Raw genomic sequence first — 21,891 nt, 5'->3', positions numbered from 1 at the left:
AGATTTTGAATTTTATAACTCCATAATTGATTGTCATATTAAGCAAAAACGGTAATTTCTATTTATTGAGATAGAAATTACCGTTTATTTCGTGCACCTATTGCATTGTTTTAAGTATATATTGTTGTTATTGTCGTTGTTTGAGTCAATTTTAGTTTTCAGAATCAGAAGGCTGTTCTGGAATTGGGAAATATTTGAAAATTTCACCGCTTTCAATCGCTTCGGTTAACTGTTCTAACCATTCGTAATAAACATGTGTATGATCAAGCTGAACTTTAATTTTTTGTGCCTCTTGTGTTTCAGCTTCAGTTAAATCACTGCTTTCAAGTAATGGATTGATAATAGCCTGAGCATCTTTTACTGCTTCGACATTGATGTCAATTTCACGCTGAAATTTTTTAGTGAAAAAGTTTCGGAAAAAGATGAAAAAGTCTTTCTCGGCGATAAAATGTTGTTTGCGGCTTCCTCTCGTAAATTGTTGTTTAACAATATCAAATTCCTGCAATTTCTTAACGCCAGCACTCATACTTGGTTTGCTCATTTGCAATTGATGACGCATTTCATCAAGCGTCATACTGCCTTCAAACACCATAGTGCCATATAAGTTTCCTACACTTCTATTAGTGCCATACAAATCCATTGTCTGTCCAATTGAATTAATTACAATATCTTTTGCTTGTTCTAATTGTTGCTGTTTGTTCTGAGAACGAGTCATCATTGCACCTCCGTACATCATTTTGGTCACGTTAAAATAAATACTAATACATTATAAAACCTTTTCTAAAAAAAGACATTAAAAATATTTAAAGCATTAAAGTTAAATGTTTCGTTAAATAAAAATCTAACGAATCTACAAAACTTAATTCTTGAGTTGTTTTGTAAATTGACACATTTTTCATTTCTATGCTAACATAAGTTTGTAAAATTCGTTAAATAAAAATTTAACAAACTTAACGGAGGTTGTTGAATGGAACTTTTAAAACATTTATCTCAGCGTCAATATATTGATGGTGAGTGGGTTGAAAGCGCGAATAAAAATACAAGAGATATTATCAATCCTTACAATCAAGAAGTGATATTTACGGTTTCTGAAGGGACAAAAGAGGATGCAGAACGTGCAATCTTAGCTGCAAGACGTGCGTTTGAGTCTGGTGAATGGTCGCAAGAAACTGCTGAAACAAGAGGTAAAAAAGTACGTGCCATCGCGGACAAGATCAAAGAACATCGCGAAGCGTTAGCACGATTAGAAACATTAGATACTGGAAAAACGTTAGAAGAATCATATGCAGATATGGATGATATTCATAATGTGTTTATGTATTTTGCTGGATTAGCAGATAAAGATGGTGGCGAAATGATTGATTCACCAATTCCAGATACAGAAAGCAAAATTGTTAAAGAACCAGTAGGTGTAGTTACACAAATTACACCTTGGAATTATCCGTTATTACAAGCATCATGGAAAATTGCGCCAGCGCTTGCTACGGGTTGTTCACTAGTTATGAAACCAAGTGAAATTACACCATTAACAACAATACGTGTTTTTGAATTAATGGAAGAAGTTGGTTTCCCTAAAGGAACAATTAATCTTATTCTAGGTGCAGGTTCTGAAGTTGGTGACGTAATGTCAGGTCATAAAGAGGTTGACCTTGTATCATTTACAGGTGGCATTGAGACTGGTAAGCATATTATGAAAAATGCTGCTAATAATGTTACGAATATTGCCTTGGAACTTGGCGGTAAAAATCCAAACATTATCTTTGATGATGCTGATTTTGAATTGGCGGTAGACCAAGCGTTAAATGGTGGATATTTCCATGCAGGTCAAGTTTGTTCAGCAGGATCAAGAATATTAGTACAAAACAGTATTAAAGACAAATTTGAGCAAGCACTTATTGATCGCGTGAAAAAAATCAAATTAGGTAATGGTTTTGATGCTGATACTGAAATGGGACCAGTGATTTCAACAGAACATCGTAATAAAATCGAATCTTATATGGATGTAGCTAAAGCAGAAGGCGCAACAATTGCTGTTGGTGGTAAACGTCCAGATAGAGACGATTTAAAAGATGGTCTATTCTTCGAGCCAACAGTCATTACAAATTGTGATACGTCAATGCGTATTGTACAAGAAGAGGTTTTCGGACCTGTCGTTACTGTAGAAGGCTTTGAAACTGAACAAGAAGCGATTCAATTAGCGAATGATTCTATATATGGTTTAGCAGGTGCTGTATTTTCTAAAGATATTGGAAAAGCACAACGCGTTGCTAACAAGTTGAAACTTGGAACGGTGTGGATTAATGATTTCCATCCATATTTTGCACAAGCGCCATGGGGTGGATACAAACAATCAGGTATCGGTAGAGAATTAGGCAAAGAAGGCTTAGAAGAGTACCTTGTTTCAAAACACATTTTAACAAATACAAATCCACAATTAGTGAATTGGTTTAGCAAATAAAAATTAGATAAGGTGAGTGCCATTGTAAGAACACAAGACACTCACTTTGTTTTGTATAAGTGGCGATATGTTGATTGATAATTTGGACTAAACGCAAAATGAATCATAGATTATTTCATGACTGTTAGTAACAATCATAAAAGTAAAATCGAGTGTTTTGGTTAGCTAAGTTTAGCAATTCAACGATAACCAATCAGCCACTAACAAATATTTCATGCAATACTCACTTTGAAATACAACAAACTTTGGAGGTCATAACGATGAGTAACAAAAATAAATCATATGATTATGTCATCATTGGAGGAGGCAGTGCAGGTTCTGTACTAGGTAATCGTCTGAGTGAAGATAAAGATAAAGAAGTCTTAGTATTAGAAGCGGGTCGCAGTGATTATTTTTGGGATTTATTTATCCAAATGCCTGCTGCGTTAATGTTCCCTTCAGGCAATAAATTTTACGATTGGATTTATTCAACAGATGAAGAACCACATATGGGCGGTCGTAAAGTAGCACATGCCCGAGGTAAAGTTTTAGGTGGATCAAGTTCGATTAATGGCATGATTTATCAACGTGGTAATCCAATGGACTATGAAGGCTGGGCAGAACCAGAAGGTATGGAAACTTGGGATTTTGCGCACTGTTTACCGTATTTTAAAAAATTAGAAAAAACATACGGTGCAGCGCCTTATGATAAATTTAGAGGCCATGATGGACCAATTAAATTAAAACGAGGGCCAGCAACGAATCCTTTATTCCAGTCATTCTTTGATGCAGGTGTTGAAGCAGGCTATCATAAAACACCTGATGTGAATGGATTTAGACAAGAAGGTTTTGGACCGTTCGATAGTCAAGTACATCGTGGTCGCCGAATGTCAGCTTCAAGAGCATATTTACATCCAGCTATGAAGCGTAAAAACTTAACCGTTGAAACACGTGCCTTTGTTACTGAAATTCATTATGAAGGTAGAAGAGCAACTGGTGTTACGTATAAGAAAAATGGCAAACTACATACGATCGATGCTAATGAAGTCATTTTGTCTGGTGGGGCATTCAATACGCCACAATTACTACAATTATCTGGTATCGGTGATTCAGAGTTCCTAAAATCAAAAGGCATTGAGCCACGTGTTCATTTACCTGGTGTGGGTGAAAACTTTGAAGATCACTTAGAGGTATACATTCAACATAAATGTAAGGAACCTGTATCATTACAGCCAAGCTTAGATATCAAGCGCATGCCATTTATTGGTTTACAATGGATTTTCACACGTACAGGTGCAGCAGCATCTAACCATTTTGAAGGTGGCGGATTTGTACGTTCAAATAACGAAGTTGATTATCCTAACTTAATGTTCCATTTCTTACCAATAGCTGTAAGATATGATGGTCAAAAGGCAGCGGTCGCACATGGTTATCAAGTTCACGTAGGACCAATGTATTCAAACTCTCGTGGTAGCTTGAAAATCAAATCTAAAGATCCATTCGAAAAACCAAGTATCCGCTTTAATTATTTATCAACAGAAGAAGATAAAAAAGAGTGGGTAGAAGCAATTCGTGTAGCAAGAAATATTTTATCTCAAAAAGCAATGGATCCATTCAATGGTGGAGAAATTTCACCAGGACCAGAAGTGCAAACAGACGAAGAAATTCTTGATTGGGTTCGTAGAGATGGTGAAACAGCATTACACCCATCTTGTAGTGCTAAAATGGGTCCTGCTTCAGATCCAATGGCAGTAGTTGACCCGTTAACAATGAAAGTCCACGGTATGGAAAATTTACGTGTAGTTGATGCATCAGCTATGCCACGTACGACAAATGGCAATATACATGCACCTGTTTTAATGTTAGCTGAAAAAGCAGCAGACATTATACGTGGCAGAAAGCCTTTAGAGCCACAATATATTGATTATTATAAGCATGGTGTTCATGATGAAAATGAAGGTGCAATCGAAGTGAAACCATACGCTAAATAAATTTATATAGTAGACTCTTAGTCTGGCATCTATTGTATTGGTGCCAGGCTTTTTTGCGTTTTATCTAAATGAGAAGTTAATGTGTTGTTCAAAAACGGTGTGTGTGAGTATATGAACTGAAAGTAGAGTTAATTGTACATTGTGATGATTAATTGACCTAATTGGCAGACATTAAAAGAGTGTACAACCTTAAAAAGTTCACTAAATAGACATTTAATTGTGTTTTCTTGAAAGCTTTCGTGGTAGGATTTATATAAGTAAATTGAGAGAAGGAATACTATGAGCTTTTACGAATATATACAAACATTTAAAGATGATAAAACACCATTAGGCGAATTAGCGATTTGGATTAAAGAAGATGATTCATTCCCAAAACAAGAGAAGCTAACAGAAAACATTTTGTCTTATTTTCATCAAATGTCCAATATAGATCATGAGTTTTTAGAAATTGTAAAAAGATCACTTTCTCTGTATGATCAATTAAAATCGTAAAATCAGAAATAAAGTTAGCTAAAATAAAAGGCCGGTGATTTCACAGATGAAGTTGTCGGCTATTTTCATGACTAATGTTAAATAATGATTATGAAATTGAAGACACAAAAATAGCGGGCGACTCCTGTCCCCATTTGTATGAAATATTAATACTTTTTACAAAGTCTTATCTTTTAAAAATAAGCCAAACTATGATTGTAATTAATAAATACGGGAATGAATTAGTAATAGATATAAAGTAATATGACCAAAAATATAAATGAAATGAAGGCATTTATTATGAACATTTATGATGAATATAGAAGTTATGTAATAGAAGAACTGGATGATTGTCTCACAATACAAAAAAATAATGACACTGCATATTACGATGTTCTAGAAGCGATAAATGATTTATCAAATGATTCATTATGTGTGTTAAATCATTTATATATTAACGAAGGACAAGAAGAAACATTTGAGCAAAAATTTTTGCAACGTAATAAGCATTTAAAAAACGTTGATGGGTTCAAAGCATTAAGGTTTTTAAGACCTAGAACAGCTGGTAGACACTATATCATTATTACGCTGTGGGAAAATAGGCAAGCATTTTATCATTGGCAAAATTCAACTGAGTACAAGCATACACACAAGCATCGTGGCACTTCGAAAGGTGCAGATGTAAAAATAATTAATCGTGAATTATCATACAATATTCGTATTGAATTAGCTGATATGGTCTAGCCCGAGATATCAATCCTCAATCATTTGAAAGTCCTTGAATGCTACGTCATGTCAAAGTGTAGTGTCGAGGACTTTGGTATTTAACCCTATTTAATTGAAAATTCTGTAAAGATAGGCGTATGATATATATAATTCATTTATAAAATTATAATGTTCATCACAGGAAAAGTGGATGTATGAAAGGAAGTTAGTTATGCAAAAGTCAGCTCTATTCGCGCCTGAAAAATATAACATTATTTCGGAAATCGAAAAATATAGCCACATACCAGATAAAAAGGCAATTCTATATCATAATACTGAAGGCGAAGATATATCAGTCACTTACCAACAGCTCATTGAACAGTCTAATAAAGTAGGTAATGTTTTAGCATCGCACGGTTTATCTAAAGGCGATAAAGTACTCATTATGATGCCACGATCTATTGCGACGTATGAATTATATATTGCTGCTTTAAAATTAGGTGTTGCAATCATTCCATGTTCTGAAATGCTAAGAACTAAAGATTTACAATACCGTATCACACACGGTGAAATAAATGCAGTCATTGCATTAGAGCCATTCACAGTTGAATTTGAAAAAATTAAAGAATATGATGCGTTAACTAAATTTGTTATTGCCGGTCAAAAAGATGGATGGATTTCACTTGAAGCTGAAAAAGAAAACGCAAGTAACAAACTAGAAATGGCAGATACGACGCGTGATGATATGGCGATTCTGTCATATACATCTGGTACAACTGGCAATCCTAAAGCCGTTACACATTGTCATGGATGGGGATTTGCACATTTACAAATGGCACCAAAACATTGGTTATGTATTAATGAAGATGACTTAGTTTGGGCAACAGCAGCACCAGGTTGGCAAAAATGGGTATGGAGTCCTTTCTTATCTGTATTAGGTTCAGGTGCAACTGCTTTTGTATTTAATGGAAGATTCAGCCCTGAAACATACTTAGAATTGCTTCAAAAATATCAAATTAATGTTTTATGTTGTACACCGACAGAATATCGTATGATGGCTAAATTACAGAACTTAAATGATTATGACTTAACGCATTTACATAGTGCCGTTTCTGCAGGTGAGCCACTAAATCGAGAAGTAGTTGAACAATTCAAGAAATACTTTAATTTAACTGTAAGAGATGGATATGGCCAGACTGAAAGTACCTTGCTTATAGGCTTTTTAAAAGATACACCACAAAGGATTGGATCAATGGGTAAAGGCATTCCGGGTAGTTCGGTCACTGTAGTAGATGATGAAGGGAATAGCGTACCTGCTAATACGAAAGGGAATATTGCAGTACCACTTGATTTGCCAGCACTTTTCAAAGGGTATTATAAAGAGCCAGAACGTACGGCGAAAGCGCAAACAGGTAAATACTACATCACTGGTGACTTAGCTCATGTAGATGATGATGGTTATTTCTGGTTTGAAGGACGTAGAGATGACATTATTATTAGTTCAGGCTATACGATCGGGCCTTTTGAAGTTGAAGATGCGTTAACGAATCATCCAGCCGTTAAAGAATGTGCTGTAGTAGCAAAACCTCATGATATACGAGGAAATATTGTTAAAGCATTCGTTATTTTACAGGACCATACTGCGGGTGATGATACGCTAGTTAAAGAACTACAACAATTTGTTAAAAATGAAGTTGCACCATATAAATATCCAAGAGAGATTGAATTCGTTGACGACTTACCAAAAACAAACTCAGGTAAAATTCGTCGTGTTGAACTACGAGATGCTGAAATAGAAAAATGGCAACAACAAAAAGATAGCAATCAATAAACATAGCAAAGCAGTCCAATGCGTAAGGTATGATGATACGCACTGGACTGCTTGTTTATTTATGATGTTCTTTGTCGTCTAGTTATAAATATTAATATTAGTTTAGAAACAAGCGCAACCAGTATTAAGAATGAGAAAATATAAGATGTTAAACCTCGAATATCCCAGTTTAATAAAAACACATTACTATCACCGACATTAAGTTGAAACTCAGTATGTGTTAGAACGATAATTACAATACCTATAAGGGCAAGATTCAAAATAAATTTCAATATTAAAGGTAATTGAAGTGATTTTCTTAGATGCATATATTGAATCTCCTTTTTATGATTGATTTTACACTTATATTGTATCAAAATAGAGTATATGTTTAAAATGCTATAAGTCAAATGTAGATTAAAACAATCGTTAGCTATTTGTTGTCAAATAATTATGATCGATTTGATATTTATCTTCTATGAATAAAAGATTTAATATATTGCAAAGTTAATGAATAATTATAATTTACATTTACCACTGCTTGCTTTAACATATATATGTAAGCACTAACTATAGTATTTTGTTACAGCGTATCAATTAAAACAGGAAGTTATCTATGGCGTTGATATTTTAAAGAAATATGTCAGTTTTATGTAACTTTCATATTGATGATACACATTTACAATTTTTGGAGAGGTGAAACCAATGGCTAAGTCTAATAGTAAAGACATCGTTTTAATTGGAGCCGGTGTACTTAGCACAACATTTGGTTCAATGTTAAAAGAAATTGAGCCAGACTGGAATATCCACGTTTACGAACGCTTGGATCGTCCTGCAATTGAAAGTTCAAACGAAAGAAATAATGCTGGTACGGGTCATGCAGCATTATGTGAGTTGAACTACACAGTTTTACAACCTGATGGTTCTATCGACATCGAAAAAGCGAAAGTGATTAACGAAGAGTTTGAAATTTCAAAACAATTCTGGGGTCACTTAGTGAAAAGCGGTAGCATCGAGAACCCAAGAGAATTTATCAATCCATTACCACACATCAGTTATGTTAGAGGTAAAAACAATGTTAAATTCTTAAAAGATCGTTACGAAGCGATGAAAGCTTTCCCTATGTTCGATAATATCGAATATACTGAAGACATCGAAGTAATGAAAAAATGGATTCCATTGATGATGAAAGGCCGTGAAGATAACCCTGGTATCATGGCGGCAAGTAAAATTGACGAAGGTACAGATGTAAACTTCGGTGAATTAACACGTAAAATGGCTAAAAGCATTGAAGCACATCCAAATGCTACAGTGCAATTTAACCATGAAGTTGTTGATTTTGAACAATTATCAAATGGTCAATGGGAAGTTACTGTTAAAAATCGCCTAACTGGTGAGAAATTCAAACAAGTAACTGACTATGTATTCATCGGTGCTGGCGGTGGAGCAATTCCATTATTACAAAAAACAGGTATCCCTGAAAGTAAACATTTAGGTGGATTCCCTATCAGTGGTCAATTCTTAGCTTGTACAAACCCACAAGTTATTGAACAACACGATGCCAAAGTTTATGGTAAAGAGCCACCTGGTACACCACCAATGACTGTACCTCATTTAGATACGCGTTACATTGACGGCCAAAGAACATTGTTATTTGGACCATTTGCTAATGTTGGACCTAAATTCTTGAAAAATGGTTCTAACTTAGATTTATTCAAGTCTGTTAAAACATACAACATTACAACTTTATTAGCAGCAGCAGTTAAAAACTTACCTTTAATTAAATACTCATTTGATCAAGTGATTATGACAAAAGAAGGTTGTATGAACCACTTACGTACTTTCTATCCAGAAGCACGTAATGAAGATTGGCAATTATACACTGCTGGTAAACGTGTACAAGTTATCAAAGATACACCTGAACACGGTAAAGGATTCATCCAATTCGGTACAGAAGTGGTTAACTCACAAGACCACACTGTAATCGCATTATTAGGTGAATCACCAGGGGCTTCAACTTCAGTTTCAGTTGCGTTAGAAGTATTAGAACGTAACTTCCCTGAATACAAAACTGAATGGGCACCTAAAATCAAGAAAATGATTCCATCATACGGTGAATCATTAATTGAAGACGAAAAATTAATGAGAAAAATCCGTAAACAAACTTCAAAAGACTTAGAATTAGGTTACTACGAAAACTAAATTCTAATAGCTATATTTAAAATCGGGCAACTGAGAAATCTTATAGATTTTTCAGCTGTCCGATTTTTTTCGCGTAATCTATAATACATACGCAAAATCAACTTTAATCAAAAAGACTCATACACAATGCCTTTAAAGCACATGTATGAGTCCTTTTTAGTAGTTTATATCAAAAAATACGTTTAATGTATAAATTAGTTTTTGTTTACAGATGCGTCGTAGATTGATTCTACAGCGTCACCTAATGCTTTATCGAATTCTTCTTTAGATTGTCCAGCTCTTAAATCACTAGCTAATGCACGTGAGAAGCTTGCGATAAGTTCAGCGTTATCTTTAAGTAATTCGTTCGCTTTTTCTCTGCTGTAACCACCTGATAATACAACGATACGAACAACATTTGGATGTTCAGCTAAGTCTTTGTATAAGTTAGCTTCAGTAGGAATTGTTAATTTTAACATAACTAATTGATCAGCATTTAAGCTGTCTAAACCTTTTTTAAGCTCAGCTTTTAATACTTTTTCAATTTCAGCTTTATCTTTTGCGTTAATATTAACTTCTGGTTCGATAATTGGCACTAACCCTTTAGCAATAATTTGTTTAGCGACTTCAAATTGTTGTTCAACAACGTCTTTGATACCTTGTTCATTTAATTCTAAAATATTAGAACGCATTTTTGTACCAAAAATGTGACGCTCGTTTGCACGATCTAATAAGCTGTCTAAGTTGTCGATTGGTTTCATTAATTGAACACCATTTTGCTCTTCAGCAAGACCTTTGTCTACTTTTAAGAACGGAACAACACCTTTATCAGCTAAGTAATCTGCAGTGTATTTGCCTTCTACTTCGCGATCCATTGTTTGTTCGAAAAGAATAGCACCCAAAATTTTATCTGGTGAGAATGAAGGTGAAGTTACCACACGTGTACGCATATCGTGAACAAGTTGGAACATTTCGTCTTCATTGCTATATTGATCTTCGTTTACACCATATTCCTTAAGTGCTTTTGGTGTACTACCACCACTTTGGTCTAATGCGGCAATAAAGCCTTTTCCATTTTTCATTTTTTCTAATTGCTCTTTATTCATACTTTCCACTCCTTAACTTTTCAATACACCTCCAGTATGATAAAAATGAGAACATTTCTCAAGTCATAAACCTTGAAAAGTGTATAAAATGTGAAAAATAATTGTCAGTTTAATTAAAAATATTATTTTATTCTAGGTATGACTAACGCCATTAATGACATAAAGAAAATATGTGTAATAATCCAACCGATTAATTCTGTCACACTAAATTGAAAAATTGGACGTTGCGCAATAAATACTAAAAAGGGATACAATGCTATAAATAAGAAAACTAAAGGGATATAACATAGATAGTAAAGCCTTTTAGAAGTATGAAACAGCAACACAAATACAAAATAAATGACGCTACCAATTAGTAAGTGACATATTATTTCTAGAATATATGGTGTATTGTCAGAAGGAATTAGAAAATCTAAATTCAATAATAAAGCTTTTAAATGTGATTGATTGCTTATTAAGTCAAACAACATGGTCATCCATAGCAACATGAATGATATGAAAATAGCAGCAATGAAATGGAACAATACTTTTAAACGCATTCGTATCACCTCAGAGTCAAATGGAATATAGTAAACAATTCCCTAATCGAACAAAATTATGCGCATAAACAAAGTAGATTGATATAAAATTCTTAATTATCAGAATATATTTACAAATCTGAATTTTATTAGTATATTGGATAGTATTCATAGAGGCATGACGGTATTTTCACGTGATATCAAATCGAATGTGGTTATCGATATAGGGAAGGTAATTATGTGAATAAGGTCTGTCAATGGGAGGGGAATGTATATGAGTAAAGCACATCAATTAATTCAAGAGGATGAACATTATTTTGCGAAACCAGGACGTATTAAATATTATCCGTTAGTTATTGATCATGGATATGGAGCAACATTGGTTGATATTGAGGGGAAGACATATATCGATTTGTTATCGAGTGCGAGTTCTCAAAACGTAGGTCATGCACCTAGAGAAGTAACAGAAGCGATAAAGGCACAAGTTGATAAATTTATTCATTATACACCAGCATATATGTATCATGAACCGTTGGTACGTTTAGCTAAGAAGCTTTGTGAGATTGCACCTGGAGATTTTGAAAAAAGAGTGACCTTCGGATTAACTGGATCAGACGCAAATGATGGCATCATTAAATTTGCCAGAGCATATACAGGGCGTCCTTATATCATTAGTTTCACTAATGCATATCATGGTTCAACTTTTGGCTCATTGTCTATGTCAGCTATTAGTTTAAATATGCGCAAACATTATGGTCCGTTATTGAATGGTTTTTATCATATTCCGTTTCCAGATAAATATCGTGGTATGTACGAGCAGCCACAAGCTAATTCAGTAGAAGAATATTTAGCACCCTTAAAAGAAATGTTTGCGAAATATGTACCTGCTGACGAAGTAGCATGTATTGTTATTGAAACGATACAAGGCGATGGTGGACTTTTAGAACCAGTTCCAGGGTATTTTGAAGCGTTAGAAAAGATTTGTCGTGAACATGGTATTTTAATCGCTGTCGATGATATTCAACAAGGTTTTGGGAGAACAGGTACATGGAGTTCAGTCTCGCATTTTAATTTTACGCCTGATTTAATCACTTTTGGAAAATCCTTAGCAGGTGGTATGCCTATGTCAGCAATTGTTGGACGCAAAGAGATTATGAATTGTTTAGAAGCACCAGCACATTTATTTACAACAGGTGCTAATCCAGTTAGTTGTGAAGCTGCATTAGCCACAATTCAAATGATTGAAGATCAGTCGCTTCTTCAGGCTAGTGCGGAAAAAGGGGAATATGTTAGGAAACGAATGGATCAATGGGTATCTAAATACAATAGTGTAGGCGATGTTAGAGGTAAAGGTCTGAGTATTGGTATTGATATTGTTTCTGACAAAAACCTCAAAACACGTGATGCTATTGCGGCACTTAAAATATGTAATTACTGCTTTGAGCATGGCGTAGTTATTATAGCTGTAGCTGGAAATGTGTTGCGATTCCAACCGCCATTGGTAATAACATATGAGCAATTAGACACGGCGTTAAACACTATAGAAGATGCACTGACTGCTTTGGAAGCAGGAAACTTAGATCAATATGACATATCTGGACAAGGTTGGTAATAGCGATTATCTTAATATAAAATAAAAAATCATTTCCACATCTGGATGTTAATCAGATGGGAAATGATTTTTTTAATTTTTATTTTGGTGGGTGGTATTCAGCTACGTCATTTTTCTTAGAATGTCTAAGTCCATAACTTAAATATAGAATGATACCAACAATAAACCAAATTAAAGTGTATAATTTCGCTTCGAATCCTAATCCCCAGAATACTAGCAATACTAAAACAAATGTAACTGCTGGTAACACAGGATATAAAGGTAATTTAAATGCAGGAATTGGTAGATCTTTACCTTCACGCTTTCTCAAACGATACATTGCTAATGAAACGAACATAAATGCAACAAGTGTACCGGCTGAAATTAATTGTGCTAAAAATGCGAATGGGAACATAGAACCAATTAAAACACCAATAATAGTAAGTATAACTAGTGCGCGATTAGGTAAATGTTTGTCGTTTAAGTGGCTTAACCATGAAGGTAATAAGCCGTCACGTCCAAATGAATAAAGTAAACGTGAGCCTGCTAACATCATACCAATTAATGCTGTAAACATACCGATAACAGAGATAGCTTGAACAATAGCTGCTACAACACCATGACCACTTTGACGTAAAGCCCAACCAACAGGTTCAGCATTGTTTGCGTATTGTGAGTAATGGAACATACCAACTAACACTAGTGCTACAGCAATAAATAATACGATAGCAACACTTAAAGAACCAAGAATACCTCTAGGCATTGTCTTTTGAGGGTCAAGTGCTTCTGCTGAGTTTGCTGCGATAGAATCGAAACCGATATACGCTAAGAAAATCATTGAAACACCAGCATATATGCCTTGCCATCCACCAAAGTCACCTGTAGCAGTTACTTTGTGTTCTGGAATAAATGGCACATAGTTACTAACATTTATTGCTGTTAAACCTACGATTACAAATAAAATAATAGCTAATACTTTTAAAATAACTAAAATGTTTTCCATACGTGCTGCTTCTGACATACCACGTGATAGTAATAATGCAGTTAATAAAATAACGATAGCAGCAATAATATCGATAAAACCGCCATTGGTACCAAATGGATTTGATAATGCTGCAGGTAATTCGATGCCAATTGGTTTCACAAGTCCGCGTAAATTCGCTGAGAATCCTGATGCAACAAAGGCTACGGCGATAAAATATTCAGCTAATAGAGCCCAACCGGCAACCCATCCAAAAAATTCACCAAATAATACATTGACCCAAGAATAGGCTGAACCTGCAAATGGCATAGCGGCAGCCATTTCTGCATAAGTAAATGCAACTAAACCAGCAACAATAGCAGCGAGTAAGAATGATAACGCAACGGCCGGTCCTGCATGTTGTGCAGCAACAATGCCAGGTAGCGTAAAGATAGATGTCGATACAATTGTTCCTACACCTAAAGCTAAGAAATCACGCACCCGTAGTGTACGCTTTAAATGACCATCTTTATTTTGATAGATAGCCGGATCCTCTTTTCGTGCTATTTTATTGAAAAAACTTCCCATAAACTTTCCTCCCAAACATTCATAAACAATTCTATACGGTGTTTTTTAATATGTTATATCATAGCACAAATAATCAATATTTTGTCTAAAAATTCTGAAAAATCACAACTTTATATTACGTATTAATGACTTGTCTTGATAACATCCATAGATTTTTTAAATGATAAAACTGATTATAACAGATATTAAATGAATAAGTACTATTTTTTGCTAATTTTCTAACAATTTTGCGCATTATATTTTTAAAATCAATTTCATGTTTATGTCTGATTGGCTAATTTGTATGAAATGTAATTCTTTGACTATAAAAAGATGCATCAAATATGATGAGGGTAAGGCGGAAAATAGGAGGTTATATAGTAAGTCATTTAAGTCGAATAGCCATCCTTTTTAAAATGAAAAAAATAGAAAGCTCAATAGTTTGTTAAAGCCTTTAAATAGCGTCATTACGCAATTTTAGAATGCTAAAAATTGTCACAAATTTCAAATTACGTGCTAAAGCTTGAGATATCAATATTTATTGGCGTTAGAGTGTAATTTGACTCCGCTTACATCTCAGTTTTATGTTTGTAATTTGGTAGCATAATATTATAATAAAATAAAATTGTTAATCTTTAATTTCAGTATAGATATTTTTACGTGTAGTCACGTGTAAAATAAATTCAATTAGGTTAGGAGACATAATTATGAAAACATTTGGTAAAAAGGTTGTATTAATCGGAGATGGATCTGTAGGATCAAGCTATGCCTTTGCAATGGTTACGCAAGGTGTTGCTGATGAATTTGTAATTATTGACATTGCAAAAGACAAAGTAAAAGCAGATGTTCAAGATTTAAACCATGGTACAGTCCACAGTCCTTCACCAGTTGATGTGAAAGCAGGTGAATACGAAGACTGTAAAGATGCAGATTTAGTTGTTATTACAGCTGGTGCACCTCAAAAGCCAGGTGAAACACGTTTACAATTAGTTGAAAAAAATACTAAGATTATGAAGAGCATTGTTAAGAGTGTTATGGATAGCGGCTTTGATGGATATTTCTTAATCGCGGCAAACCCTGTAGACATTTTAACAAGATTTGTAAAAGAATATACTGGATTACCAGCAGAACGTGTTATCGGTTCAGGTACTGTATTGGACAGTGCACGTTTACAATATTTAATTAGCCAAGAACTTGGTGTTGCACCTTCAAGTGTTGACGCTAGTATTATTGGTGAGCATGGTGATACTGAACTTGCAGTTTGGTCACAAGCAAATGTAGCAGGTATTTCAGTATATGACACATTAAAAGAACAAACTGGTAGCGAAGCTAAAGCGGAAGAAATTTATGTAAATACACGTGACGCTGCTTATGAAATTATCCAAGCTAAAGGGTCAACATACTATGGTATTGCATTAGCATTGATGCGCATTTCAAAAGCCATTTTAAATAATGAAAATAATGTCTTAAATGTTTCTATACAATTAGATGGTCAATATGGTGGTCACAAAGGCGTTTACCTAGGTGTACCAACATTAGTTAACCAACATGGCGCAGTTAAAATTTATGAAATGCCATTAAGTGCAGAAGAACAAGCATTGTTCGATAAATCTGTTAAAACATTAGAAGATACATTTGATTCAATTAAATATTTATTAGAAGACTAAGCCTATTTTAAGTGTTAATTAGAAATATATTAATGGTAAGAGGATCTATTAGTGTTGCAGTAAAATGTGGCACTGATAGGTCCATTTTTTTAGCAAGCATTGATAGAGGCAATACTTTTGCGTAAAATAATAATTGAATAAAGTATTATGACTCGTGAAAATTTAGTGACATGAATAGAAATGTCGAGGCGTCATTGAGTATAAAGGAAAGTAGTTCTGCATTAAGCACGAAGTAGAGCATGACAACGAGGAATAACTATAGGGAGATGGTTTTGGAATGACGAATGTCTTGTATCAACATGGTACATTAGGTACGTTAATGGCTGGCTTACTAGAAGGAACAGCTACAATTAATGAATTGTTAGAACATGGAAATTTAGGGATTGCAACGTTAACAGGGTCTGATGGCGAAGTAATATTTTTAGACGGGAAGGCATATCATGCTAACGAGCATAAAGAATTTATAGAATTAAAAGGCGATGAGAAAGTACCGTATGCATCGATTACTAATTTTAAAGCGAGTAAGACATTTCCATTGCAACAATTATCACAAGATGATGTATTCGCACAAATTAAAAATGAAATGTTAAGTGAGAATTTATTTTCGGCTGTTAAAATTTATGGCACATTTAAACATATGCATGTACGAATGATGCCTGCTCAGCAACCGCCATATACACGTTTGATTGATTCAGCACGCAGACAACCTGAGGAAAAAAGACAAGATATTCGTGGTGCCATTGTTGGATTTTTTACACCAGAATTATTTCATGGCGTAGGGTCTGCTGGTTTTCATATACATTTTGCGGATGATGAAAGAGCTTATGGTGGACATGTTCTTGACTTTGAAGTGGATGACGTTGTCGTTGAGATACAAAACTTTGAAACATTCCAACAACATTTCCCGGTAAATAACGAGACGTTTGTTAAAGCGAAAATAGACTATAAAGATGTGGCAGAAGAAATTAGAGAAGCTGAATAGTCTAATATAATTAAAAGACCTTAGCGATATTAGGAACAGGTGGTTCTAAATGCATCGTTAAGGTCTTTTTATATTATATATGTGCTTACATATTTTGTTGATAAGCGCGTAAAAAGCTATAAATAGTATCAAGATATGGGGTGTCAAGATTGTGTTCACGTGCACGTCGATAAATAAAGCCTTGAATCGCTTCGACTTCAAGAGGTTGCTGATGCACAATGTCGTAATACATGCTCGTTCCCATTTCGTCGGGATAACCTTGATATATAGTCATAATAGTATCGACAGTTTGTTCTGAAAAGTTTAACCCCTCTGCCTGTGCAACACGACAACCATCTAGTAATAACTGTCTACACAGTGTACGTATTTCAGGATTATGCATGATTGCAACTGTCTGTCTCCCGAGTGCTGTGATAGAATTAATGCCCAAGTTAACTAACAATTTATACCAAATAGCTTGTTGAATATTTGCTTCTAATACAATGTCGATTTGACTGTCTTGGACCAAATCTCTAAATTGTCGTGTTAATGCATTATCTTGTATACGTAATTGATAATCTCTGAAGTGCGTAACAACATCGCCTTTCTTTTGACCACTTATATAGACAACTGCTTGGCATACATTTTTAAATGGAATATGTTCGAGTTGACCATAACCATTTTGGGCTAAAATGATGAGCGTGTCCTCATGTGCAAGATGAGTTAAATGAGGAATAACGGCATCAAGTTGATGTGTTTTGACCGCAATAATAATAACATCAAATGTGTTTGTGACATCTTCATAACCTTTCACAACAATATCTTGTGCAGGTGCATGTGGTACAGTATAATATGTTATTGTTTTGGCGTGTCTCCCGATAAGCGTTGTATGAGGCAATGATTGTTGTAATTCATAGGCAATAGTTGTACCGACAGCGCCTGGGCCGATAATCGCAACTGATAACATCTTCTTCTTTCCTTTCTATAAAAGATTCATTATACTATTTCTAATAATACTGCAAAAAGAGGTTGAATAACATTGAAAACAGTAAGTCAATTAATAGATATGAAACAAAAGCAAACTAAAATTTCTATGGTAACAGCTTATGATTTTCCAAGTGCTAAACAAGTGGAAGCAGCGGGTATTGATATGATTCTTGTTGGGGATTCACTTGGTATGACTGTATTAGGTTATGAAAGTACCGTACAAGTGACGTTAGCAGATATGATTCATCACGGTCGTGCAGTAAGAAGAGGCGCACCAAATACATTTGTAGTTGTTGATATGCCGATTGGTGCAGTAGGCATCTCTATGACACAAGACTTAAATCATGCTCTAAAGCTTTATCAGGAGACGAATGCAAATGCAATTAAAGCAGAAGGAGCGCATATTACACCATTTATTGAAAAAGCAACGGCAATTGGTATTCCTGTTGTTGCACATTTAGGATTAACACCTCAAAGTGTTGGCGTTATGGGGTATAAATTACAAGGTGCAACGAAAGAAGCAGCGGAGCAACTTATTTTAGATGCGAAAAATGTAGAACAAGCTGGTGCAGTTGCGTTAGTACTTGAAGCAATTCCAAATGATTTAGCAGAGGAAATTAGCAAGCACTTAACAATTCCAGTCATTGGTATTGGTGCAGGAAAAGGTACAGATGGTCAAGTATTGGTTTATCACGATATGTTAAATTATGGTGTTGAACATAAAGCGAAATTTGTGAAGCAATTTGCTGATTTTAGTGTTGGTGTGGATGGTTTAAAGCAATACGATCAAGAAGTTAAATCTGGTGCATTTCCATCAGAAGAATATACGTATAAAAAGAAAATTATGAATGAGGTTAATAACAATGACTAAGCTGATTACTACGGTAAAAGAGATGCAACACATTGTTAAAGCAGCCAAACGCTCAGGAACAACGATTGGTTTTATCCCAACAATGGGTGCCTTACATGATGGACATTTAACGATGGTACGCGAATCAGTTAGTACAAATGATATTACAGTTGTGAGTGTATTTGTTAATCCATTACAATTTGGTCCAAACGAAGATTTCGATGCTTATCCGAGACAAATTGATAAAGATTTAGAATTAGTATCAGAAGTAGGGGCGGACATTGTTTTTCATCCTGCAGTAGAAGATATGTATCCAGGTGAATTAGGTATTGATGTCAAAGTAGGTCCATTAGCTGATGTGTTAGAAGGAGCGAAGCGTCCAGGGCATTTTGATGGGGTGGTAACAGTAGTTAATAAGCTATTTAATATTGTTATGCCGGATTATGCTTATTTTGGTAAAAAAGATGCCCAGCAATTGGCTATTGTCGAGCAAATGGTAAAAGACTTCAATCATGCCGTTGAAATTATTGGTATTGATATCGTTCGAGAAGCAGATGGTTTGGCGAAAAGTTCAAGAAATGTTTATTTAACGGAGCAAGAACGACAAGAAGCGGTACATTTAAGTAAAAGTTTGCTATTAGCACAAGCGTTGTATCAAGACGGTGAACGTCAAAGTAAAGTAATTATAGACAGGGTTACTCAATATCTTGAATCACATATAAGTGGACGCATTGAAGAAGTTGCTGTTTATAGTTATCCTCAATTAGTAGAACAACATGAAATAACTGGACGCATATTTATCTCGTTAGCTGTCAAATTTTCAAAAGCGCGTTTAATAGATAATATAATAATTGGAGCTGAATAAAGTGATAAGAACAATGATGAATGCTAAAATTCATAGAGCAAGAGTGACTGAGTCAAATTTAAATTATGTAGGTAGCATTACGATTGATTCAGATATATTGGAAGCGGTAGACATCTTGCCAAATGAAAAAGTAGCCATCGTGAATAATAATAATGGTGCACGTTTTGAAACATACGTAATAGCTGGTGAAAGAGGTAGTGGTAAAATTTGTTTAAACGGTGCAGCATCAAGACTTGTTGAAGTAGGCGATGTAGTCATAATCATGACTTATGCACAGTTGAATGAAGAAGAAATTAAACACCATGCACCTAAAGTAGCAGTAATGAATGAAGACAATGTCATTATTGAAATGATTCATGAAAAAGAAAATACGATAGTGTTATAAAATAGTATAAGTTAGAAACCTCTAGTAGATAACAATGTAGTTATCCATTAGGGGTTTTTATTTTTATGCCAATTGGGTTAGCGTAAGAAAATCATATGTATTATTGTTACAATTTTAGCAGTGTTTAATGATGGTCATATTTATAAAGAAATAGTTTTGCGAATTGATTATCTAAAACAGTATTCAGAATTTATTTGGTAGAAAATAGAATTCTTAACTTAACGAGATAAGTTAATGACATGTTGTTTAGTTTCGTGAAGTAAAAATATTGAATTGATAGAAATTATATAATAAAATTATATGAAATAGATAAAAATAATATAGATTAAAGGAGGAATGCCTATGACAAAAATTTTTAAAATATCATTTTTGATTTTGTTAGTAGTAATTGTTTCTAGTTATTATGGTGAAAGTTTTGTCTTAGCTGATAATAATCCTATCGTCAATTCAGAAAATGGTAGTGATAATAATTTTGAATCAGGAACAATTGAACGTAATCAAAATGAGCTTTATGAAGTAGGTGATTATAGTACGCCCTTAACTGAGCGAGTTTTCGGTAAAGATCAAAGAATTGTTGTTAATAATATTTTACAAAGACCTTATAAGCAGACTGTATTATTAAATATGACGTTTTCAAATAACCGTGTATATAAAGGCACCGGTACTATGATTGGTAAGGACATTGTATTGACAGCGGCTCATAATGTCTATTCTAAAGACGATAAGGGTTGGGCTAAAAAGATTGATGTCTATGCTGGAGTATATGGGCAAACATATACAATAGGAAAGGCCTTTTCGCATAAGTTTTTTGTATCTAAATCTTGGATTAATAATGCTCCTACAAAAGAAGATATAGCAATTATTAAGTTAAATAATAATTTAGGAAATAAAACAGGTTACTTAACTTTGAACACACGCATTAGCAAAGGTGAAAATATTGAGATTTCTGGATTTCCAGGAGACAAGTCAGACAACAGACAATATAAAGGTAAAGGGAAATTAGAAAGTTTTGATGAGAATGAAATGTATTATACAGTAGATACATTTTCAGGACAAAGTGGTAGTGCGATAAGAGATTCAAAAAACAATATCATCGGAGTACATGCATACGGCAGATATAATCATAATTCAGGCGTGAGAATAAATGATTTAAAATTAGATTACATAAATTATTGGATAGGTAAGTACAGAAGTCATCCATATAATAAGAAAGTGAAAGTAATTAAAAGTAAGTATATATATTGGAAAAACATTGAAATTACAAAAAAGGGTGATAATAAATTAATTAAAAAAGATAAAGCGTACACAGCTAAACTCTATTACAATATTCCAAATGGGTATAAATATTACTCTTTATACGACGAAAAAAATAGATGGATGGGTTACTTTAATAGCAATGATATTAAGGTAGTAAAATAGGAAAGGATGAATAAGATGAAAAAAGTTATAAGTTTATTTGTTGCAATTTTATCAGTGTTGATTTTTACGGATAATGCGAACGCCGAAAATAACAAACCTGAAGGTGTGAATGAAAACAGCAATTTAATACCAGTTAGACAACCGGATGCAAATTATCCAGGGCCAGTTAGTGACATAGCACGTGTGAAAAAACTTGATAATTTAATAGATGGCACGAAAGATCCAGATGTTATCAAGCAGTTGAAAGATGATAATGAGGTGCCGAATAATGCGGTAAAGGCAAAAGATTCTAAAATAGTATCCGACTGCAGACATTTACTAAAACATCCAGATAATTTAATAGGTTCTGTTGCAAAGTTTTAAATCTACTATCAAATAAGGTAGAATAATAGAAAAAGATAGCAGGAGGAATGACGATG

General features: G+C 34.1%; 20 protein-coding genes and 1 pseudogene. 14 read left to right on the top strand and 7 right to left on the bottom strand.

Translation table 11 applies throughout. From position 1 onward, the window contains the following. Positions 1 to 151: 151 nt before the first annotated feature. Complete coding sequence (gene cudC / locus ACXQH5_RS07700) at positions 152 to 715, bottom strand: choline uptake/conversion transcriptional regulator CudC (RefSeq protein WP_000198600.1); 564 nt, start codon at positions 713 to 715, stop codon at positions 152 to 154. An 88-nt stretch (positions 716 to 803) separates the two neighbouring features. Then, a complete protein-coding gene (locus ACXQH5_RS07695) occupies positions 804 to 899 on the bottom strand; it encodes a hypothetical protein (protein WP_031845090.1) in 96 nt (31 codons plus the stop codon). A 68-nt stretch (positions 900 to 967) separates the two neighbouring features. Here ACXQH5_RS07695 and betB point away from each other — a divergent pair, with 68 nt between their 5' ends. The 5 genes from betB (at position 968) to mbcS (ending at position 7,435) form a co-directional block, all read left to right on the top strand. After that, positions 968 to 2,458 (top strand): betaine-aldehyde dehydrogenase, encoded by a 1,491-nt coding sequence (gene betB, locus ACXQH5_RS07690; protein WP_000421701.1) that lies wholly within the window; start codon positions 968 to 970, stop codon positions 2,456 to 2,458. A 260-nt stretch (positions 2,459 to 2,718) separates the two neighbouring features. Further along, positions 2,719 to 4,428, top strand: a complete 1,710-nt coding sequence (gene betA, locus ACXQH5_RS07685) for a choline dehydrogenase (protein WP_000066521.1) — start codon at positions 2,719 to 2,721, stop codon at positions 4,426 to 4,428. Positions 4,429 to 4,707: 279 nt separating this feature from the next. Beyond that, positions 4,708 to 4,920 (top strand): sterile alpha motif-like domain-containing protein, encoded by a 213-nt coding sequence (locus ACXQH5_RS07680; protein WP_000011688.1) that lies wholly within the window; start codon positions 4,708 to 4,710, stop codon positions 4,918 to 4,920. A gap of 279 nt (positions 4,921 to 5,199) precedes the next feature. After that, positions 5,200 to 5,643 carry an antibiotic biosynthesis monooxygenase family protein gene (locus tag ACXQH5_RS07675; RefSeq protein ID WP_001028780.1) on the top strand — a complete coding sequence of 148 codons (444 nt, stop codon included), beginning with the start codon at positions 5,200 to 5,202 and terminating at the stop codon, positions 5,641 to 5,643. A 193-nt stretch (positions 5,644 to 5,836) separates the two neighbouring features. Then, complete coding sequence (gene mbcS / locus ACXQH5_RS07670) at positions 5,837 to 7,435, top strand: acyl-CoA synthetase MbcS (RefSeq protein ID WP_001172340.1); 1,599 nt, start codon at positions 5,837 to 5,839, stop codon at positions 7,433 to 7,435. A 59-nt stretch (positions 7,436 to 7,494) separates the two neighbouring features. On the opposite strand, the gene ACXQH5_RS07665 is transcribed toward mbcS, so the two are convergent. Next, on the bottom strand, positions 7,495 to 7,824 hold the full coding sequence (locus ACXQH5_RS07665) for a hypothetical protein (RefSeq protein ID WP_025174545.1): 330 nt from the start codon (positions 7,822 to 7,824) through the stop codon (positions 7,495 to 7,497). A 295-nt stretch (positions 7,825 to 8,119) separates the two neighbouring features. On the opposite strand from ACXQH5_RS07665, the gene lqo reads away from it, so the two are divergent. Continuing rightward, entirely contained in the window at positions 8,120 to 9,616 is a 1,497-nt protein-coding gene (gene lqo, locus ACXQH5_RS07660; protein WP_001130051.1) for an L-lactate dehydrogenase (quinone), read from the top strand. 194 nt (positions 9,617 to 9,810) lie between these two features. Here lqo and ACXQH5_RS07655 read toward each other — a convergent pair whose 3' ends face one another. After that, a complete protein-coding gene (locus tag ACXQH5_RS07655) occupies positions 9,811 to 10,701 on the bottom strand; it encodes a fructose bisphosphate aldolase (RefSeq protein ID WP_001031407.1) in 891 nt (296 codons plus the stop codon). 122 nt (positions 10,702 to 10,823) lie between these two features. Further along, positions 10,824 to 11,240, bottom strand: a complete 417-nt coding sequence (locus ACXQH5_RS07650; RefSeq protein ID WP_001237630.1) for a hypothetical protein — start codon at positions 11,238 to 11,240, stop codon at positions 10,824 to 10,826. Positions 11,241 to 11,493: 253 nt separating this feature from the next. Between ACXQH5_RS07650 and ACXQH5_RS07645 the strand changes: the two genes are divergently transcribed. Beyond that, positions 11,494 to 12,831 (top strand): aspartate aminotransferase family protein, encoded by a 1,338-nt coding sequence (locus tag ACXQH5_RS07645; protein ID WP_000030049.1) that lies wholly within the window; start codon positions 11,494 to 11,496, stop codon positions 12,829 to 12,831. Between the two features lie 79 nt (positions 12,832 to 12,910). Here the strand turns inward: ACXQH5_RS07645 and ACXQH5_RS07640 are convergent, their stop codons facing one another. Continuing rightward, positions 12,911 to 14,359 carry an APC family permease gene (locus ACXQH5_RS07640; RefSeq protein WP_000534436.1) on the bottom strand — a complete coding sequence of 483 codons (1,449 nt, stop codon included), beginning with the start codon at positions 14,357 to 14,359 and terminating at the stop codon, positions 12,911 to 12,913. A 686-nt stretch (positions 14,360 to 15,045) separates the two neighbouring features. On the opposite strand from ACXQH5_RS07640, the gene ACXQH5_RS07635 reads away from it, so the two are divergent. Together ACXQH5_RS07635 and budA are read left to right on the top strand one after the other, a co-directional pair. Then, positions 15,046 to 16,005 (top strand): L-lactate dehydrogenase, encoded by a 960-nt coding sequence (locus ACXQH5_RS07635; RefSeq protein WP_000846637.1) that lies wholly within the window; start codon positions 15,046 to 15,048, stop codon positions 16,003 to 16,005. 277 nt (positions 16,006 to 16,282) lie between these two features. Then, positions 16,283 to 16,987: an acetolactate decarboxylase gene (budA, locus tag ACXQH5_RS07630; RefSeq protein ID WP_000186117.1), complete on the top strand. Its 705-nt coding sequence runs from the start codon at positions 16,283 to 16,285 to the stop codon at positions 16,985 to 16,987. Positions 16,988 to 17,072: 85 nt separating this feature from the next. On the opposite strand, the gene ACXQH5_RS07625 is transcribed toward budA, so the two are convergent. Then, entirely contained in the window at positions 17,073 to 17,933 is an 861-nt protein-coding gene (locus tag ACXQH5_RS07625) for an oxidoreductase (RefSeq protein WP_000953560.1), read from the bottom strand. A 72-nt stretch (positions 17,934 to 18,005) separates the two neighbouring features. Here ACXQH5_RS07625 and panB point away from each other — a divergent pair, with 72 nt between their 5' ends. From panB to sasK, 5 genes and pseudogenes are all read left to right on the top strand, one after another. Further along, positions 18,006 to 18,824: a 3-methyl-2-oxobutanoate hydroxymethyltransferase gene (gene panB, locus ACXQH5_RS07620; RefSeq protein WP_000860047.1), complete on the top strand. Its 819-nt coding sequence runs from the start codon at positions 18,006 to 18,008 to the stop codon at positions 18,822 to 18,824. After that, a complete protein-coding gene (gene panC / locus ACXQH5_RS07615) occupies positions 18,817 to 19,668 on the top strand; it encodes a pantoate--beta-alanine ligase (RefSeq protein WP_000163745.1) in 852 nt (283 codons plus the stop codon). The genes panB and panC overlap by 8 nt, the downstream gene beginning before the upstream one ends. Before the next feature lies 1 nt (position 19,669). Beyond that, entirely contained in the window at positions 19,670 to 20,053 is a 384-nt protein-coding gene (gene panD, locus ACXQH5_RS07610) for an aspartate 1-decarboxylase (RefSeq protein ID WP_000621530.1), read from the top strand. A gap of 342 nt (positions 20,054 to 20,395) precedes the next feature. Beyond that, positions 20,396 to 21,472: a trypsin-like serine peptidase gene (locus ACXQH5_RS07605; RefSeq protein WP_000161217.1), complete on the top strand. Its 1,077-nt coding sequence runs from the start codon at positions 20,396 to 20,398 to the stop codon at positions 21,470 to 21,472. 15 nt (positions 21,473 to 21,487) lie between these two features. Further along, a pseudogene (gene sasK, locus ACXQH5_RS07600) lies at positions 21,488 to 21,814 on the top strand (LPXTG-anchored surface protein SasK); the annotation flags it as partial. Positions 21,815 to 21,891 lie beyond the last annotated feature (77 nt).

This window comes from Staphylococcus sp. SA22 (assembly GCF_054165785.1).
Note: the sequence above shows the minus strand (reverse complement) of the source record. Positions and strands in the feature narration are given on the sequence as shown.

Excerpts from the sequence above, each read along its gene's own strand:
- ACXQH5_RS07635 (WP_000846637.1), top strand. The coding sequence starts at position 15,046 with ATGAAAACATTTGGTAAAAAGGTTGTATTAATCGGAGATGGATCTGTA.
- ACXQH5_RS07675 (WP_001028780.1), top strand. The coding sequence starts at position 5,200 with ATGAACATTTATGATGAATATAGAAGTTATGTAATAGAAGAACTGGAT.
- ACXQH5_RS07695 (WP_031845090.1), bottom strand. The coding sequence starts at position 899 with ATGAAAAATGTGTCAATTTACAAAACAACTCAAGAATTAAGTTTTGTA.
- ACXQH5_RS07625 (WP_000953560.1), bottom strand. The coding sequence starts at position 17,933 with ATGTTATCAGTTGCGATTATCGGCCCAGGCGCTGTCGGTACAACTATT.
- betB (WP_000421701.1), top strand. The coding sequence starts at position 968 with ATGGAACTTTTAAAACATTTATCTCAGCGTCAATATATTGATGGTGAG.
- lqo (WP_001130051.1), top strand. The coding sequence starts at position 8,120 with ATGGCTAAGTCTAATAGTAAAGACATCGTTTTAATTGGAGCCGGTGTA.
- budA (WP_000186117.1), top strand. The coding sequence starts at position 16,283 with ATGACGAATGTCTTGTATCAACATGGTACATTAGGTACGTTAATGGCT.
- ACXQH5_RS07680 (WP_000011688.1), top strand. The coding sequence starts at position 4,708 with ATGAGCTTTTACGAATATATACAAACATTTAAAGATGATAAAACACCA.
- mbcS (WP_001172340.1), top strand. The coding sequence starts at position 5,837 with ATGCAAAAGTCAGCTCTATTCGCGCCTGAAAAATATAACATTATTTCG.
- betA (WP_000066521.1), top strand. The coding sequence starts at position 2,719 with ATGAGTAACAAAAATAAATCATATGATTATGTCATCATTGGAGGAGGC.
- cudC (WP_000198600.1), bottom strand. The coding sequence starts at position 715 with ATGACTCGTTCTCAGAACAAACAGCAACAATTAGAACAAGCAAAAGAT.
- ACXQH5_RS07645 (WP_000030049.1), top strand. The coding sequence starts at position 11,494 with ATGAGTAAAGCACATCAATTAATTCAAGAGGATGAACATTATTTTGCG.
- ACXQH5_RS07640 (WP_000534436.1), bottom strand. The coding sequence starts at position 14,359 with ATGGGAAGTTTTTTCAATAAAATAGCACGAAAAGAGGATCCGGCTATC.
- panC (WP_000163745.1), top strand. The coding sequence starts at position 18,817 with ATGACTAAGCTGATTACTACGGTAAAAGAGATGCAACACATTGTTAAA.
- ACXQH5_RS07650 (WP_001237630.1), bottom strand. The coding sequence starts at position 11,240 with ATGCGTTTAAAAGTATTGTTCCATTTCATTGCTGCTATTTTCATATCA.
- ACXQH5_RS07605 (WP_000161217.1), top strand. The coding sequence starts at position 20,396 with ATGACAAAAATTTTTAAAATATCATTTTTGATTTTGTTAGTAGTAATT.
- ACXQH5_RS07655 (WP_001031407.1), bottom strand. The coding sequence starts at position 10,701 with ATGAATAAAGAGCAATTAGAAAAAATGAAAAATGGAAAAGGCTTTATT.